16 protein-coding genes are annotated in these 15,307 nt (G+C 71.3%); 5 read left to right on the top strand and 11 right to left on the bottom strand.

Annotated elements, in window-relative coordinates:
* Positions 1-54: 54 nt before the first annotated feature.
* A complete protein-coding gene (locus ACFYXC_RS27020) occupies positions 55-495 on the bottom strand; it encodes an Lrp/AsnC family transcriptional regulator (RefSeq protein ID WP_388918388.1) in 441 nt (146 codons plus the stop codon).
* A 265-nt stretch (positions 496-760) separates the two neighbouring features.
* On the opposite strand from ACFYXC_RS27020, the gene ACFYXC_RS27015 reads away from it, so the two are divergent.
* Positions 761-1,198 carry a hypothetical protein gene (locus tag ACFYXC_RS27015; RefSeq protein WP_389554357.1) on the top strand — a complete coding sequence of 146 codons (438 nt, stop codon included), beginning with the start codon at positions 761-763 and terminating at the stop codon, positions 1,196-1,198.
* A 348-nt stretch (positions 1,199-1,546) separates the two neighbouring features.
* Positions 1,547-1,804 (top strand): hypothetical protein, encoded by a 258-nt coding sequence (locus ACFYXC_RS27010; RefSeq protein ID WP_388918382.1) that lies wholly within the window; start codon positions 1,547-1,549, stop codon positions 1,802-1,804.
* Here ACFYXC_RS27010 and ACFYXC_RS27005 read toward each other — a convergent pair.
* Positions 1,767-2,939 (bottom strand): acyl-CoA dehydrogenase family protein, encoded by a 1,173-nt coding sequence (locus ACFYXC_RS27005; RefSeq protein WP_388918379.1) that lies wholly within the window; start codon positions 2,937-2,939, stop codon positions 1,767-1,769. The two genes, ACFYXC_RS27010 and ACFYXC_RS27005, sit on opposite strands and share 38 nt — an antisense overlap.
* 321 nt (positions 2,940-3,260) lie before the next feature.
* Between ACFYXC_RS27005 and ACFYXC_RS27000 the strand changes: the two genes are divergently transcribed.
* Positions 3,261-4,532, top strand: coding sequence for a glycoside hydrolase family 18 protein (locus ACFYXC_RS27000; RefSeq protein ID WP_389554356.1), 1,272 nt, complete (start codon positions 3,261-3,263; stop codon positions 4,530-4,532).
* On the opposite strand, the gene ACFYXC_RS26995 is transcribed toward ACFYXC_RS27000, so the two are convergent.
* The 3 genes from ACFYXC_RS26995 to ACFYXC_RS26985 all read right to left on the bottom strand — a co-directional run bounded on the left by ACFYXC_RS26995 (position 4,525) and on the right by ACFYXC_RS26985 (position 6,994).
* Positions 4,525-5,193 (bottom strand): TetR/AcrR family transcriptional regulator, encoded by a 669-nt coding sequence (locus ACFYXC_RS26995; RefSeq protein WP_389554355.1) that lies wholly within the window; start codon positions 5,191-5,193, stop codon positions 4,525-4,527. The two genes, ACFYXC_RS27000 and ACFYXC_RS26995, sit on opposite strands and share 8 nt — an antisense overlap.
* A gap of 98 nt (positions 5,194-5,291) precedes the next feature.
* On the bottom strand, positions 5,292-5,438 hold the full coding sequence (locus tag ACFYXC_RS26990; RefSeq protein ID WP_388918371.1) for an SCO1431 family membrane protein: 147 nt from the start codon (positions 5,436-5,438) through the stop codon (positions 5,292-5,294).
* A gap of 179 nt (positions 5,439-5,617) precedes the next feature.
* Entirely contained in the window at positions 5,618-6,994 is a 1,377-nt protein-coding gene (locus ACFYXC_RS26985; protein ID WP_389554354.1) for a peptidase C39 family protein, read from the bottom strand.
* 335 nt (positions 6,995-7,329) lie between these two features.
* Between ACFYXC_RS26985 and ACFYXC_RS26980 the strand changes: the two genes are divergently transcribed.
* Both ACFYXC_RS26980 and ACFYXC_RS26975 read left to right on the top strand, forming a co-directional pair.
* Positions 7,330-7,956 (top strand): uridine kinase, encoded by a 627-nt coding sequence (locus ACFYXC_RS26980; protein ID WP_389554425.1) that lies wholly within the window; start codon positions 7,330-7,332, stop codon positions 7,954-7,956.
* Between the two features lie 433 nt (positions 7,957-8,389).
* Positions 8,390-10,270: an AAA family ATPase gene (locus tag ACFYXC_RS26975; protein ID WP_389554353.1), complete on the top strand. Its 1,881-nt coding sequence runs from the start codon at positions 8,390-8,392 to the stop codon at positions 10,268-10,270.
* Between the two features lie 150 nt (positions 10,271-10,420).
* Here ACFYXC_RS26975 and ACFYXC_RS26970 read toward each other — a convergent pair whose 3' ends face one another.
* The 6 genes from ACFYXC_RS26970 to ribH form a co-directional block, all read right to left on the bottom strand.
* On the bottom strand, positions 10,421-11,512 hold the full coding sequence (locus ACFYXC_RS26970; protein ID WP_389554352.1) for a hemolysin family protein: 1,092 nt from the start codon (positions 11,510-11,512) through the stop codon (positions 10,421-10,423).
* A complete protein-coding gene (locus ACFYXC_RS26965; RefSeq protein ID WP_389554351.1) occupies positions 11,509-12,885 on the bottom strand; it encodes a hemolysin family protein in 1,377 nt (458 codons plus the stop codon). The genes ACFYXC_RS26970 and ACFYXC_RS26965 overlap by 4 nt, the downstream gene beginning before the upstream one ends.
* A gap of 199 nt (positions 12,886-13,084) precedes the next feature.
* The gene (locus ACFYXC_RS26960; RefSeq protein ID WP_389554350.1) at positions 13,085-13,561 is read right to left on the bottom strand and encodes a PH domain-containing protein; all 477 of its coding nucleotides are present in this window, start codon (positions 13,559-13,561) and stop codon (positions 13,085-13,087) included.
* Positions 13,562-13,584: 23 nt separating this feature from the next.
* On the bottom strand, positions 13,585-14,442 hold the full coding sequence (gene hisG / locus ACFYXC_RS26955) for an ATP phosphoribosyltransferase (RefSeq protein WP_388918354.1): 858 nt from the start codon (positions 14,440-14,442) through the stop codon (positions 13,585-13,587).
* Between the two features lie 65 nt (positions 14,443-14,507).
* Complete coding sequence (locus tag ACFYXC_RS26950; protein WP_388918351.1) at positions 14,508-14,780, bottom strand: phosphoribosyl-ATP diphosphatase; 273 nt, start codon at positions 14,778-14,780, stop codon at positions 14,508-14,510.
* A gap of 34 nt (positions 14,781-14,814) precedes the next feature.
* Positions 14,815-15,300, bottom strand: coding sequence for a 6,7-dimethyl-8-ribityllumazine synthase (gene ribH, locus ACFYXC_RS26945; protein ID WP_362025837.1), 486 nt, complete (start codon positions 15,298-15,300; stop codon positions 14,815-14,817).
* Between the last annotated feature and the right edge of the window lie 7 nt (positions 15,301-15,307).

Raw genomic sequence — 15,307 nt, 5'->3', positions numbered from 1 at the left:
GGGCCGCCCGGTGCGCGGGTCCCGGGCGGTGAAGGGGTCCCCGTCAGATTCCCGTCAGATCTTCGGCGGCCGTGCCTCGTACGGGGTCGACAGGACCACCGTCGTCCGGGTGGACACCCCTGCCAGCGTGCGCAGGCGGGCGAGGAGCTCCTCCAGCTCGTGCGGGGTCGCGACGCGGACCTTGAGGATGTAGTTCTCGTCGCCGGCGACGCTGTGGCACGCCTCGATCTCCGGCACGCCGGCCAGGCGTTCGGCGATGTCGTCCGGGGCGCTCGGGTCGAACGGTTTCACCGAGATGAAGGCCGTCAGCGGCAGTCCCACGGCTTCCGGGTCGACGACCGCGGCGTAACCGCGGATGACGCCGCGCTGTTCCAGGCGGCGCACCCGCTGGTGCACGGCCGACGTGGACAGGCCCGTGGCCTTGCCCAGGTCGGTGTAGCTCATCCGCCCGTCTTCGACGAGCAGCTGCACGATGTGGCGGTCCAGCTCCTCCATGGCCCAGAACCTACCGTGCGCTTGATCCCCCCGGATACTCAGCGGCGCAGGTCATACCCGCTTCGTGAGGGGTGCGGAGCGGGCGGGCGGCTGCGGACGGGGGACAAACCAGCCGGGTCGGGCACCTGGGGGCAGCATGTGACGAACGCCACATGGGGCCGGTCGCTTCCGTGATGCTCTCGTGATTACCGCGGAGACGGGACGGGAAGTGCTTGCTGTGGCCGACGTCGCAGTGCACGTCGGCCCACCTGAGGGGGAGTAGCCCATGCAGAGTCTGAAGCGTCTTGGCCGTACCGCGTCCAAGCGGCAGCAGCCGGTCGTCGAGCCCGAGCCGGAGGGCGTCGAACCGGACGCCCTGGACGGCGAGGAGCTCGACGCGTACGACACCTTCGAGATGTACCGGGTGATCTGCCCGGACTGCGCGCAGCCCATCGCGCTGCTGGCGGGCGAGGAGAGTCTCCCGGAGCACGCCCTCTGCGCGTCGCCGTGGAACCCCTTCGGGCTCACGGTCTGCGCCGGCACGGGCCGCGCGGCGGCCGACGCCCGTCCCGCCGACGAGACGACGGAGGTCCAGGAGCAGGACACGGCCCTGCTGCTGACGCTCCCCCAGGGACTCGACTGGCGGACCCAGCCCTTCTCGCACGTCGGTGGCCCCGGCTCGCGGCCCCTGCGGGTGCCGGCGATGCGGCGCCAGGCCGCCTGAGCGCCCTCCGGCCCGGTCCCTGCCGAGGGATCCGCGTGTCCACGTGACTGCCCCGCACCACGGCGCGGACCGCCGTGGTGCCGGATCGGTGTGTCCGGATCCGCCGGCTCGGCGCCCCCTCGGCGTCCACCCACAAGGGCGGGCCGCGAACTCACTGGCGAATTCGCCGGTAGGTGACCTGTCCGGCCCGGTACGCGTTGGCCCGGTATGACCTCTACGTACGCAGAGACGGGCCGTCGCCGCGGGTATGTTCTCCCCTTCGCAGAATCGGTTGCCCAGGGGACGGGGACGCAGGGGACGCACGGGATCCACGGAACGCAGGGAGTCCAGGGGACACAAGGGACCCAGATGAGGCAGGGGGTCCAGGAGCCGCAGTGGACGCGGGTGTCCCCGGAGCCGCAGGAGTCCCACGGACCCCAGCAGAACGGATCCCAGCAGACGCTGGACCCACCCATCTACCGCGCCATGGTCCGCGCCTGGGCCGACCGCGGCCGGACCCTGCCCGGCCGCCACGACCCCGAGTGGACCAGGCTGGTGGCCCCCGCGGTGATGTACGGGTACGGGAGGTTCAGCGTGACTCGGGACCAGCGAGGTGACGGGCGATGACCATGCGCTGGATCTGGTTGGTGCCCTCGACGATCTGGAGCACCTTGGCCTCGCGCATGTACCGCTCGACGGGGAAGTCCGCGGTGTAGCCGTAACCGCCGAGCACCTGCACGGCGTCGATGGTGACCTGCATCGCGGCGTCGGTGCAGAACAGTTTCGCCATGGCCGCCTGCCGGGCGAAGGGCCGTCCCGCGTCACGCAGCCGGGCCGCGGTGAGATACAGCGAACGGCCCGCCTCGATGCGGGTCGCCATGTCCGCCAGCATGAAGCGCAGGCCCTGGAAGTCCGCGATCGGCCGGCCGAACTGCTCGCGCCCCGTGGCGTAGGCGACCGCCTCGTCCAGGGCGGCCTGGGCGACCCCGACGGCGCACGCCGCGATGCCGAGCCGCCCGGAGTCCAGCGCGGACAGGGCGATGGCGAAGCCCTGCCCCTCCTCGCCGATGCGCCGGTCGTCGGGGATGCGTACCCCGTCGAAGTGGACCTGGGCGGTGGGCGAGCCCTTCATGCCCATCTTCTTCTCGGGCACCGCGGCGCTCAGCCCCTCGGCGTCCCCGGGCACCAGGAACGCGGTGATGCCCCGCGCCCCCTCGCCGCCGGTCCGCGCGAGCACCGTACAGAAGTCGGCGACGCCGCCGTGCGTGATCCATGCCTTGGTGCCGGTGAGCACCCACGCGTCGCCGTCCCGCACGGCCTTCGTACGCAGGGACGCCGCGTCCGAGCCGGATGAGGGCTCGGAGAGGCAGTAGGCGCCCAGGAGGCCGCCGCCGAGCATCGCGGGGAGGTGCTCGACCTGCTGCTCCTTGGAGCCGTAGGTGGCGAGGGCATGGCAGGCGAGCGAGTGCACGCTGACCCCCAGCCCCACGGTGAGGCGCACGGCGGCGAGCTCCTCCAGGACCTGGAGGTAGACCTCGTACGGCTGGTCTCCGCCGCCGTACGCGGAGTCGTAGGGCAGACCCAGCAGTCCCGACTCCGAGAGGAGGGTGAAGATCTCGCGCGGGAAGCGTCCCGCGTCCTCCTCCTCCGCCGCCTTCGGGGCGATCTCACGCTGCGCGATGTCGCGGACGAGCGAGATCAGATCCCGGGCCTCGTCCGTGGGCAGTTGCCGGTCCACCGGCTGCGGGGCGCGGTCAGGCATGGCGACGCTCTCCTCCCTGTCGGGCACATCGGCGAACGCACACCTGGGTGGGGCTGCCCCGCCGGTCTCACTGGGCGCCGGCGATGCTCGCGCCCCCGGGTCACGGAAGCGGCTGATCAGCGGCCGTGCGCAGTGAGTATGCCCGATCGGAGGCAGCACGTCACCAGTTAACGACCGCTTACTCTAGAGTAAAGAATCGCCCTCCCGAATTGGTCCGAACCATTGACCGACTGGTCTAGTCCTCCTACTGTTTCGCTCCAACGCTTCACCGCGTTCATGCCAATCGGCGACTGTTCTCCTCTCCCCCACGAGGAGACCCCGATGCTCACCTCATTCCGCCCCCGCGCCCGGTTCCGGGCGCTGCTGTCCGCCGCGTGTTGCGCCGCCCTCGGCGCGGGGCTGCTCGCCGGCGCGGGTACCGCGGCCGCCGCGCCCGAGAAGACCGCCGTCCCCACCGCCGCCACCCGAACGGCCGCCACCCCCACGGCGGCCGGCTCCAAGGTCGTCGGCTACTTCACCGAATGGGGCACCTACGACCGCAAGTACCTGGTCAAGAACATCCAGACGTCCGGCTCGGCGGCCAAGCTGACGCACATCAACTACGCCTTCGGCAACGTCACCGGCGGCAAGTGCGCGATGGGCGACGCCTACGCGGCCACCGAGCGCACCCACACCGCGGCCGAGTCGGTCGACGGGGTCGCGGACACCTGGGACCAGGCGCTGCGCGGCAACTTCAACCAGCTGCGGGAGCTGAAGAAGAAGAACCCGAACCTCAAGGTCCTCTGGTCCTTCGGCGGCTGGACCTGGTCCGCGGGCTTCACGGAGGCGGCGAAGAACCCGGCGGCGTTCGCCCAGTCCTGCTACGACCTGGTCGAGAACTCGAAGTGGGCGGACGTCTTCGACGGGATCGACATCGACTGGGAGTACCCCAACACGTGCGGCCTGACCTGTGACACCAGCGGGAGGGCCGCGTACAAGAACCTGATGTCGGCCGTCCGCGCCAAGTTCGGCGGCTCCGCGCTCGTCACCTCGGCGATTCCGGCCGACGCCACCGCCGGCGGCAAGCTCGACGCGGCGGACTACGCGGGCGCCGCCCAGTACGTCGACTGGTACAACCCGATGACGTACGACTTCTTCGGCGCCTGGGACGCGGCAGGACCGACGGCTCCGCACTCGGCGCTGAACTCCTACACCGGGATACCGAAGGCCGGCTTCCACACCTCCGCGACGATCGCCAAGCTCAAGGGCATGGGCATTCCCGCCTCGAAGCTGCTGCTCGGCATCGGCTTCTACGGCCGCGGCTGGACCGGGGTCACCCAGGCGGCGCCCGGCGGCACGGCGACCGGTCCGGCGGCGGGGACGTACGAGCAGGGCATCGACGACTACAAGGTGCTCAAGGCGAAGTGCCCGGTCACCGGCACGGTGGGCGGCACGGCGTACGCCAAGTGCGGGAACGACTGGTGGAGTTACGACACCCCGTCGACCATCGCCGGGAAGATGAGCTACAAGAACGCACAGGGTCTGGGCGGCACGTTCTTCTGGGAGCTCAGCGGTGACACGTCGAACGGCGAACTGATCAAGGCGATCAACTAGTCGCGGCGGTACGGTGCGCGGCCTGCGGGGCCGGGTAGCTCACGTCGAGTTCCTCGACGGCGCGCATCGTACCGCCGAGCATCTTCACCAGCAGCTCGCGCATGAGGTCGCGCGGCAGGCCGCGGTGGACGATCCAGTCGAGGGTGGCCCCCTCGACACTGCACAGCCAGCCGAGCAGGGCCGTACGAGGCAGCGGGCCCACCTTCCGCCGCCCGTACGCCCCCTCGGCGATGGTCTCGACGATGGCTTCCCGCACACCGTCCCGGATGGCGTGCACCTCGGCGTCGAAGCCGACGCCGCCGCTGATGATGGTGCGGTACGCGGCCTGGTTGTGCTCGGCGTAGCGAAGGTAGCCGTCGATGGTGCGGTGAACCCGTTCCTCGGGGGGCAGTTCGACACCGCCGGCCGCCCGGGAGACCAGCTCCGCCACCGAGTCCTCGACGATGGCCAGGTAGTAGCCGCGCTTGGACCGGAAGTAGTAGTAGATCAGTCCCTTGGCGACGTGCGCCTGCTTGGCGATGTCGTCCATCGACAGCGCGTCGTAGGACGTGTCGGCGAACAACTTCCGCCCGATGGCGATGAGTTCGGCACGGCGGGCCGCGGAACGTTCGGTACCGCGCGCTCCGGGGCGGTCGGCACCGCGCTGTGGGCTGCTGCTCAATTCCGGACCTGTCTCCAACCGCGGGCGGGACCTCCGCAGTATGGCAGAGCCGTACGATCAGCTTGTTCGATCCGCCCGGACGGCCGTCGCGGCGATCGTCAGACCAGGCCGAGCTGGGTCACGAACATCGCCAGTACCAGCACCAGGGTCCAGCCCATGACGTGCTCGAGGATCTTCGGCCCGTCGTCCTTGGGGCCGCCCGTACGGGCACGGACGCGTCCGGCGGTGGCAGAGGTCGTGGTCATGGCAGCTCGCTCACGGTCGATTCGATGGACTCCCCCCACCGGTCCGTCCCACCTTGCCACCGGATCGGGCTCTTGCGGGAGAGAGCTTGGTCACGCGGCACCGATGGCTGTGGCGAGCACCACAGGGGCGGCCCCTCCGCGTACGAGGAGCCGCCCCAAGGCCGTGCCGGCCCGCGTGCTCAGCGGACGCCCACCGCGGCCAGGGCCTTGCGCTGGCGCGCCGTGGGGCGGGCCGGGAAGTAGAGGTAGCAGACCCCGCCGGTGCCGGAGACGACCTTCCCGGCGGCGTTGTACCTCTTCGTGCGGAGCCAGATGTTCTCCCACTCGCGCCGCCGGTAGACGCGCCGTACCGCGTCGTTGTCGGGCGAGGCCGGGTCGTTGGCGATCACGTCGCCGTCGGCGGTGAAACCGATGACCGTCATCAGGTGCCCGGACGTGCCGTACCCCGCGCCGGTCAGCTCGGTCGCCAGGAACGACTGGGAGGTGATGACCGGGACACCGGCGGCGATCAGCGTCTCCAGGTCGCCGAGCGAGCCGAGCCGGGTCACCACGCCCTGCAGATCCTTGTAGGTGGCCGCGTAGGCGGCGTTGAAGGGCCAGTTGCCGCAGCCGTTGTACTGGTAGTCGAAGGTGTACCGCGCGGCGTGGCACACCTGCGGGTCCGCGTACGCGGGGTCGACCCAGGCCAGCGCCTCCGCCGTGGGCTTCCGCCCCCAGTACTCGATGATCATCTGGGAGGAGGTGGGGCTGCACCAGGCTTCGCCGCCGTTGTCGTACTCGGGGTACTGGCCGGCGTGGATCTCCTGCGAGTACCGCGGCACCGCCAGCTCCCGCGCGAGGCCGGGCGACGACGCCGGGACGGTGAAGCGGTCCGGGACGTCGGAGCCCATCGCGCCGAGCCGCCACACGGTCGGCGTGACCTCGCTGCCGGGCCTGCGGTACAGCGTCAGCCGCAGCCGGTACGACACCAGGCGCAGCCCCGAGGCGGGGTCGTCGACGGCGAGGGTGTCCGTCCAGACACTGCTCTTCCCGTCGCTCTGGTCGTCCACCGAGGTCCGCCGGATGTCCTCGTCACCGGCCGCCCAGCGGCCCAGCACGTACCAGGGGGTGTCCGTGCCGTCGGAGTACGTGCCCGCCAGCTCGATGTGCAGCCAGGTGCCCGCCGGGGTCCGCGCGTTCCAGGAGGCGATGACCTCGGTGGAGGGCACGCCGAGGCGGTGGACGGGCGAGGTCCAGCGCGCGTACTCCCAGGTGGCGGTGGTCCCGGTGTGCGGGTCGGTGTAGTCGGTACGGCCCGCGGGCGTCCGGATCTCCAGGCCCGGGCGCGCCCCGGACACGGCACGGGTGCCTTCCGCGGTGCCGCCGCGCCAGTCGGTGTACGAGGTCCAGGCGTGGTTGTCCACGAGCGCGGGGGCCGCTTTCGGTGAAGTGGCGGCCGGGGCCTTCGCGGCACGGGCCGTGGTGTCGGCGGCCGCGGGGCTCGTCGCTCCGGCGGCGGCCGCTGCCACCGCCGCGGCCAGGACGGTTCTGCGGGACGGCTGGTCAGCTCTGGTCATGGACGGGAGACCCCCAGATGTCAGGTGTCCGAACGGGCCCGCCGAGTGCGCGGGAGACGCGTGGGCGATGTGTGGGTGTGCGCCAACTATGGAGCGTGATCAGCGCTTCTGCCAGCGCTTCGGACGCTGCGGCGCCGACCAATATTGGTCGAGACCACTGGCGGGTACGGGGCTCACCGGCGCGGTCCGCGCGCGACAGCCGCGGCGCGGGCGCGGGAGACCTCCCGGGCCGGCGGCCGACCGGCCACGCGCCCGCTCGCCCATCGCTCCACACCGCCCTCGGTAGAGTGCTTCCTCCGCATACGCACGCCCCCTCCGCACCCCGGGAAGCCCCCATTCACCTCCACACCCTCGCCCAGCGGCTGCTCCGGCTGCCGCCCTCCTGCGGCTCCGTCCGGCTCGTCGGTGTCGACGGACACGCGGGCTCCGGCAAGACCACGTTCGCGGCGGGCCTGGCCGGGGCACTGGGCGGAGCCCCCGTGCTGCACCTGGACGACATCGCCACGCACGACGAGTTCTTCGCGTGGGACGGGCGGCTGCTCCGGGAGGTCGTCGAGCCGCTGGGCCGCGGGGAGAGCGCACGCTATCGCCCGTACGACTGGCGACTGCGGGACTTCGGGCCGGCCCGCACCCTGCCCCACGCGCCCGTGATCCTCGTCGAGGGGGTCGGCGCGGGCCGTCGTGCGCTGCGGCCGCGGCTTGCGGCGCTGCTGTGGATGGAATTGGGCCATGAGGAGGCGTGGGCGCGGGGGCGCCGGCGGGACGGTTCGGCCCAGAGCGACTTCTGGGAGCGATGGGTCCGGGCGGAGCGCCGACACTTCGCCGAGGATCCCTCGGAGCCCTTCGCCGACCTTCTGGTACGGCAGTGTTCAGACGGATATGAGGTGCTCCCGGGGCCTGCCGGGACACCCGGGAGGGGACCGTCCGTCACGGACCGTGACGGGCCTGCGTCTGTGTGGTGAAGTGGTGAAGAGCGCTGTCCGAGAAGTTGCCTGAGTACCTCAACTCGGCTTGACCGACGGGTCGTACAGGTCTTACGTTCTCAATGTGCGGTCTTTCGGGACCGCCCCCAGGACGCGAAGCCCCCGGTTGTTCCCCCGTGATCGGGGGCTTCGTTCTGCCTCGGGACGTTTTCCGGACGCCTCGGGGCTGGATTCGTTCACCCACAGTGACCGTCCCGAGTGCGCCCCGTCCGCTCCCACCTCGAAGAACGGTCGTGCGGCACCCTACGGCGCGGTGCTCCCCCGCAGGTACGATGCCTCTTGGTGCGACCTTCGGACGGCTGCTCTCCGCACCGCACGCAACTCCCGTCCGCGGCACAGCGGTTCGACGAAGACTGCCGACGGGCACCGGCCCGCCCGGTGATCGACGGGGGCACGGTTTGTGGGGGACGTGATGGACTTCGGCACGCAGGGCCCCGAGGCCCCGGCCGACCTCGCCTGGCTGCGAGGTGTGGACGCCTACACGATGGGGGCCTATCCGCAGGCGGAGGAGGAGTTCCGCGCCGCGGTCCGGATGGATCCGGGCATGGCGGACGGCTGGCTCGGCCTGCACGCACTGCGCATCGACACGACGACCGCGCTGCTCCGGATGTTCCGGCACCGCGACCGCTTCGGAGAACAGCGCGCCCGCCACCGGCGCACCCTCAACTCCTGGTACTGGCTGGGCTGGTGGGTGCAGCCGGTGCTCGAATCGCCCCGGGACCTGCTGCTCGCGCACTCCTCGCACTGGCTGGACGGACGCCATGTCCCCGAGCTCGACCGGGCGTTGGCGGGTCTGCCCCCGGTGGACACGGACCCGCAGGTCCGGTTCCTGCACGCCTGCCGGGCCTATCTCGTCAAGGACTGGGAGCAGTTGGTCCGCAACACGGACCCGCTGATCAACGATCCGATGCTGGGGATCGAGGCGGGCCTCTTCGGCGGCATGGCCCGCGTGCGCCTGGAGATGTACGGACAGGCCGAGCCGCTGCTGTCGTCCGCGCTGATGCGCTGCCGCAGCGAGCAGCCGCAGCGCAAGGAGCTGCGGTACTGGCTGGCGCGGGCGCACGAGGGCACGGGACGTTCCGCTGCGGCCCTCCCGCTGTACCGGGCGGTGCACAGGGTGGACCCGGCGTTCATGGACACCTCGGCCCGGCTCGCCGCGATCTCCGAGGGCGACGGGTACGACGACACCGCCGACCTCGCGGCGATCACCCTCACCGGGATCGGTCAGGACATGGGTCAGGACATGCTGGACGGACCCGACGGCATCGACCCGCTGTTCGGCGACGGGGGCCGGGACCTGAGGCTGTCGGAGCCCGACCTGCCGCCGGCCGGCGCCCTGGCGTCAGAGTCGGACCGGGTCCGCGAGAAGGCCATCGTGCCGGTGCTGCCGCCGCATCTGCCGAGCGGGCCCACCGATCCCGCACTGCTGGAGGAGGCGCTCTCCGAGCTGGAGCGGATGGTCGGTCTGGAGCCGGTGAAGCGGCAGGTCAAGGCGCTCTCGGCGCAGCTGAACATGGCGCGGTTGCGCGCCGGGCAGGGTCTGCCGGTGCAGCCGCCCAAGCGGCACTTCGTCTTCTCCGGCCCCTCCGGGACCGGGAAGACCACCGTGGCCCGCATCCTCGGCCGGGTCTTCTACGCGCTCGGACTGCTCGGCGGTGACCATCTCGTCGAGGCCCAGCGGGCCGATCTGGTGGGCGAGTATCTCGGCCAGACCGCGGTGAAGGCCAACGAGCTGATCGACTCGGCGATCGGTGGGGTGCTCTTCGTCGACGAGGCGTACTCGCTGTCCAACTCGGGCTACGGCAAGGGCGACGCGTACGGGGACGAGGCGCTGCAGGTCCTGCTGAAGCGGGCCGAGGACAACCGGGACCACCTCGTGGTGATCCTCGCGGGCTATCCGGAGGGCATGGACCGGTTGCTGGCCGCGAATCCCGGGCTGTCGTCCCGGTTCACGACCCGTGTCGACTTCCCGTCGTACCGGCCGCTCGAACTCACCTCGATCGGCGAGGTGCTGGCCGCCGAGAACGGGGATGTGTGGGACGAGGAGGCCCTCGACGAGCTGCGGTCCATCAGTGGGCACGTCGTGGACCAGGGGTGGATCGACGAACTCGGGAACGGTCGTTTCCTGCGTACGTTGTACGAGAAGAGCTGTGCGTACCGGGATCTGCGGTTGTCCGGGTATCCGGGGCATCTCAGTCGGGACGACCTGTCCACGTTGCGGCTGGCCGATCTGATGCAGGCGTATGGCGAGGTGTTGTCGGGGCGGGGGCCCCAGGATCCCGCCGGGGGGTAGCCCGCCGGGGGCGGGTGCGCCCACCGGGGCGGGGTTGTCCGTCGGCGGGCGGGTGGCGGCGCCGTCGTGGCTTGTCGCGCAGTTCCCCGCGCCCCTTGGGGCGGGTGCCGGGCGCCCTTTTCGGAAGGCGCGCCCGGTTTTCCGTGTGCTTCAGCTGGCCAGGGCCTGTGTTGCTGTTTCCGGGGAATCCTTGCGGGGGTCGTTCACCCGTATCGGTGGGGGTTTTCGGTGGGCCGGGTCCTTCACCTCGCCCACCAGGAGTTCCAGGACGTCCTCCAGGGCCACCAGGCCGAGGACCCGGCCGGACGCGTCGGCGACCTGGGCGAGGTGCGTCGCGGCGCGGCGCATCACGGTCAGGGCGTCGTCCAGGGGGAGTTCCGCGCTGAGGGTCGTCATGGGACGCCACACCCGCTGCGGCACCGCCCGCTCGGACTCCTCCAGGTCGAGTACGTCCTTCACGTGCAGGTAGCCCATGACGGCGCCGGTCTCCGCGACCACCGGGAAACGCGAGTACCCCGTGCGGGCGGTGAGCGCGACGACCTGGCCCGGGGTGACCGAAGGGCCCACGCCGACCAGGGACTCCCGGGCCAGGAGGACGTCCGTGACCGGGCGGGAGCCCAGTTCCAGCGCGTCCTCCAGGCGCTCCTGCTCCCCCGGTTCGAGCAGACCGGCCTGGCCGGCGTCCTCGACGAGCCGGTTCAGCTGCTCGCTGGTGAAGACCGCCTCGACCTCGTCCCTGGGCTCGACGCGGAAGAGTCGCAGGATGACGCGGGCACAGGCACCGAGGGCCACGGTGACCGGCTTGCACAGCCGGGCGAAGGCGACCAGGCCGGGGCTGAGCCACAGCGCGGTCTTCTCGGGGGCGGCCATCGCCAGGTTCTTCGGCAGCATCTCGCCGACCACCAGGTGGAGGAAGACGACCGCGGCGAGGGCTATGACGTAGCCGAGCGGATGGATCATGCCCTCGGGCAGGTTCACGGCGTGGAACACCGGCTCCAGGAGGTGCGCCACGGTGGGCTCGGCGACCGCGCCCAGCGTCAGCGAGCAGACGGTGATGCCGAACTGCGCGGCGGCCATCATGTGCGGCAGGTTCTCCAGGCCGTACATGACCTGCCGGGCCCGCGCCGTGCCGAGCGGTTCGATCTGGCTGCGCCGTACGGAGACCAGCGCGAACTCGGCGCCGACGAAGAACCCGTTGGCGAGCACGAGCAGGCCGGCGAACAGGAGTTGGAGCACGCTCATCGGACGGCCTCCACCGCGGCGACGGAAGCGGGTGCGGACACGGGCGCATCCGCGGGGGCGGAGCCGGCGGTGACGGTCCTGACCAGCCGGACCCGCTCCGCGCGGTAGTGCCCGACCTGGCGCACCGACAGACGCCAGCCCGGCAGCTCGGCCCGGTCACCGGGCGCCGGGATACGGCCGAGCAGGTCGGCGACGAGGCCGGCGACCGTCTCGTACGGGCCCTCGGGGACGTCCAGGCCGATGCGCAGGAGGAGGTCGACACGGCAGCTGCCGTCGGCGTCCCAGGCGGGGCGGCCGTCCTCGGGCGGTGCCGCGGCGAGTTCCGGCACGTCCTGTCCGTCGTGCTCGTCGCGGACCTCGCCGACGAGTTCCTCGACGATGTCCTCCAGGGTGACGACCCCGGCCGTGCCGCCGTACTCGTCGACGACGACGGCGATGGGCTGTTCGTTGCGCAGCCGCTCCAGGAGGGGCTGCACGGGCAGCGTCTCCGGGACGAGCAGCGGGGCCTGGGCGATCCTGGTGACCGGCGTGCGCAGCCGGTCGTGCGAGGGCACCGCGAGGGCATCCTTCAGGTGCGCCATGCCGACGATCTCGTCGATCCGCTCCCGGTAGACGGGGAAGCGGGACAGGCCCGTGGCACGGGTGAGGTTCACGACGTCCTCGGCGGTCGCGGACGACTGGAGGGCGCTGACCCTCACCCGGGGGGTCATGACGTGCTGCGCCGTGAGGTCGGCCAGCGAGAGCGTCCGCACGAACAGGTCTGCGGTGTCCTGCTCCAGTGCGCCGGCCCGGGCCGAGTGCCGGGCCAGGGAGACCAGCTCGCCGGGTGTGCGGGCGGAGGCCAGCTCCGCGGTCGGTTCGACACCGAAGGTCCGCACGAGCCGGTTGGCGACGGAGTTCAGTCCGGCGATCACCGGCCGGAACAGGGTGGAGAAGGCGTGCTGCGGGCCTGCGACGAACCGCGCGACCTGCAGGGGCTTGGACACCGCCCAGTTCTTCGGCACGAGTTCGCCGATCACCATCTGCACGGCCGAGGCCAGCAGCATGCCGACGACCACGGCGACACCGGACACGGCGCCCTCGGGGACACCGACGGCGGTGAACGGTCCGTGCAGCAGTTCGGCGAGCGCCGGCTCGGCGAGCATGCCGACGACCAGCGAGGTGATGGTGATGCCGAGCTGGGTGCCGGAGAGCTGGAAGGACAGCTCCTTGAGGGAGTCGACGACGGTACGGGCCCGTCGGTCGCCCTCCGCCGCCGCCTTCTCGGCGTCGGGGCGCTCCACCGTGACGAGACCGAACTCGGCGGCCACGAAGAAGCCGTTGGCGAGGATCAACAGGAACGCCGCTCCGAGGAGCAGCAGGGGGATGGTCATGCCGCCGCCGCGATGGGTCGGGAGGGGGCGGCGCAGGTACTACAGGACGATCCGTCCATCGCTGGAGGGAGTCACTCCTCGAATAGCAGGGGGCCGCTGAGTTCCGGGGGGAAGGTCAGTGGCGGAGGCGCAACGAGAACGCCTCCGCCCACCAGATTAATCAAGACAGGGGTCCGTACGGCAGGGTGGGAGCCCGGAGTCAGCCGTGATGTTCGTCGTGTTGCCCGTCCTGCCCGCCGAGGGAGTGGGCCTCGACGAGGGCCCGCAGGGCACGGGCGTCGCGGATGGCGTGCTGCTTGGCGATGCCCGGCTGGATGCCGAGCGCGGGCAGGCTGGTGCCGTCGCTGAGGTTCAGGAACACCCAGGGGTCCCCGGGACGCAGGTTGACCTGAAGGATCTCCGCCCAGGCCAGCCGCCGGCGGCTGGTGATGTTGACGACGGTGACCCCGGCCTCGTCGGCGACGACCTTCGGGCGGGCCAGCAGGACGAGCACGCCGAAGAGCAGGGCCCCGGTGAAGACGAAGCTGAGCCGCTCCCCCGGGCCGAGCTTCTCCAGCAGCAGCGCGACCGCGGTGATGACCACGAAGATCGCGGCGCCGGCGGTCAGCAGCACGGCACGGGTGCGCCCGGGGCGGAAGGTCACGGGGAGAGCGGGGAGCTCTGGTGCGTCGGACATGGCGAGCGGTTCCTCGAAGGTCCTCAGAGACGGCAGGCGTGGATGGCCGTGGTCAGGATGGCCCGGGCGCCGATGTCGTACAGGTCGTCCATGATGCGCTGGGCCTCCTTGGACGGGACCATGGCGCGGACGGCGACCCAGCCCTCGTTGTGGAGCGGCGAGACGGTCGGCGACTCCAGGCCCGGGGTGAGCGCGACGGCCTTCTCCAGCTGCTCGACTCGGCAGTCGTAGTCCATCATCACGTAGGTCCGCGCGACGAGGACGCCCTGGAGGCGGCGCAGGAACTGCTGGACCTTGGGTTCGGCGTCCCCGGTGGTCTCCGCGCCGGTGCGGCGGATGACGACGGCCTCGGACTTCATGATCGGCTCGCCGAAGACCTCCAGGCCCGCGTTGCGCAGCGAGGTGCCGGTCTCGACGACGTCCGCGATGACCTCGGCGACCCCGAGCTCGATGGCCGTCTCGACGGCGCCGTCGAGGTGCACGACGGACGCGTCGACGCCCTGGTCGGCGAGGTACTTCCCGACGATGCCCTCGTACGAGGTGGCGACGGTCTTGCCGGCGAGGTCCGCGACCGATCCGGCCGTGCCGGGCTTGGTCGCGAAGCGGAAGGTGGAGCGGGCGAAGCCGAGCGGCAGGATCTCCTCCGCGTCGGCCGCGGAGTCGACGAGCAGGTCGCGCCCGGTGATGCCGATGTCGAGGCGGCCGGAGGAGACGTAGATCGCGATGTCGCGGGGGCGGAGGTAGAAGAACTCGACCTCGTTCTCCGGGTCGACGATCCGGAGCTCCTTGGCCTCCCGGCGCTGCTGGTAGCCGGCCTCATGCAGCATCTCCCCCGCGGGGCCTGACAGGGAACCCTTGTTGGGGACGGCGATGCGCAGCATGAGGTCGGCTTCCTTCGTTCGAGCGTGGGCGGGCGTGCGTACGGGTGCGGCAGGGGGACGAGGGCTCAGAGGTGGGCGTACACGTCGTCCAGGGAGATGCCGCGGGCGACCATCATCACCTGGACGTGGTAGAGCAGCTGCGAGATCTCCTCGGCGGCTGCTTCCTTGCCCTCGTGCTCCGCGGCCATCCAGACCTCGGCGGCCTCTTCGACGACCTTCTTGCCGATGGCATGGACCCCCTTGCCGACCAGTTCCGCGGTGCGGGAAGTGGCGGGGTCGCCGTGGGCTGCCTTGTGCTGGAGCTCGGTGAAGAGCTCCTCGAAAGTCTTCTTGGCCATGGTGGTTCTCACCCTACGCGCTCGCGGGCCCGTGTCAGCGCCAGGGTTCGGATACCGAGCGCAGGGTGGCCGCGGTCGCCACGGCCGCCGTCACCGCCTCGTGCCCCTTGTCCTCGTTCGAGCCCTCGATGCCCGCGCGGTCCAGGGCCTGTTCCTCGGTGTCACAGGTCAGGACGCCGAAGCCGACGGGGACGCCGGTGTCGATGGACACCTGGGTGAGGCCCTGGGTGACGCCCTGGCACACGTACTCGAAGTGCGGGGTGCCGCCGCGGATGACGACGCCGAGCGCGACGATCGCGTCGTAGCCGCGGCCCGCGAGGACCTTCGCGACGACCGGCAGCTCGAAGCTGCCGGGGACCCGCAGGAGGGTCGGCTCGTCGATGCCCAGCTCGTGCAGCGCGCGCAGCGCGCCGTCGACGAGTCCGTCCATGACCTTCTCGTGCCACTGTGCTGCGATGACGGCGACCCGCAGGTCACCGCAGTTGCGTACGGACAGTTCGGGTGCGCCCTTGCCGCTCACGTCTGTG

It is taken from the genome of Streptomyces sp. NPDC002701 (genome assembly GCF_042889045.1).
In the GTDB taxonomy this organism is placed as follows: domain Bacteria; phylum Actinomycetota; class Actinomycetes; order Streptomycetales; family Streptomycetaceae; genus Streptomyces.
This window is presented reverse-complemented; position numbering and strand designations above follow the sequence as displayed.

What these genes read in the sequence shown, in the direction of transcription:
- ACFYXC_RS27020 (WP_388918388.1), bottom strand. Translation starts at nt 495, where the DNA reads ATGGAGGAGCTGGACCGCCACATCGTGCAGCTGCTCGTCGAAGACGGG.
- ACFYXC_RS27015 (WP_389554357.1), top strand. Translation starts at nt 761, where the DNA reads ATGCAGAGTCTGAAGCGTCTTGGCCGTACCGCGTCCAAGCGGCAGCAG.
- ACFYXC_RS27010 (WP_388918382.1), top strand. Translation starts at nt 1,547, where the DNA reads ATGAGGCAGGGGGTCCAGGAGCCGCAGTGGACGCGGGTGTCCCCGGAG.
- ACFYXC_RS27005 (WP_388918379.1), bottom strand. Translation starts at nt 2,939, where the DNA reads ATGCCTGACCGCGCCCCGCAGCCGGTGGACCGGCAACTGCCCACGGAC.
- ACFYXC_RS27000 (WP_389554356.1), top strand. Translation starts at nt 3,261, where the DNA reads ATGCTCACCTCATTCCGCCCCCGCGCCCGGTTCCGGGCGCTGCTGTCC.
- ACFYXC_RS26990 (WP_388918371.1), bottom strand. Translation starts at nt 5,438, where the DNA reads ATGACCACGACCTCTGCCACCGCCGGACGCGTCCGTGCCCGTACGGGC.
- ACFYXC_RS26985 (WP_389554354.1), bottom strand. Translation starts at nt 6,994, where the DNA reads ATGACCAGAGCTGACCAGCCGTCCCGCAGAACCGTCCTGGCCGCGGCG.
- ACFYXC_RS26975 (WP_389554353.1), top strand. Translation starts at nt 8,390, where the DNA reads ATGGACTTCGGCACGCAGGGCCCCGAGGCCCCGGCCGACCTCGCCTGG.
- ACFYXC_RS26970 (WP_389554352.1), bottom strand. Translation starts at nt 11,512, where the DNA reads ATGAGCGTGCTCCAACTCCTGTTCGCCGGCCTGCTCGTGCTCGCCAAC.
- ACFYXC_RS26965 (WP_389554351.1), bottom strand. Translation starts at nt 12,885, where the DNA reads ATGACCATCCCCCTGCTGCTCCTCGGAGCGGCGTTCCTGTTGATCCTC.
- ACFYXC_RS26960 (WP_389554350.1), bottom strand. Translation starts at nt 13,561, where the DNA reads ATGTCCGACGCACCAGAGCTCCCCGCTCTCCCCGTGACCTTCCGCCCC.
- hisG (WP_388918354.1), bottom strand. Translation starts at nt 14,442, where the DNA reads ATGCTGCGCATCGCCGTCCCCAACAAGGGTTCCCTGTCAGGCCCCGCG.
- ACFYXC_RS26950 (WP_388918351.1), bottom strand. Translation starts at nt 14,780, where the DNA reads ATGGCCAAGAAGACTTTCGAGGAGCTCTTCACCGAGCTCCAGCACAAG.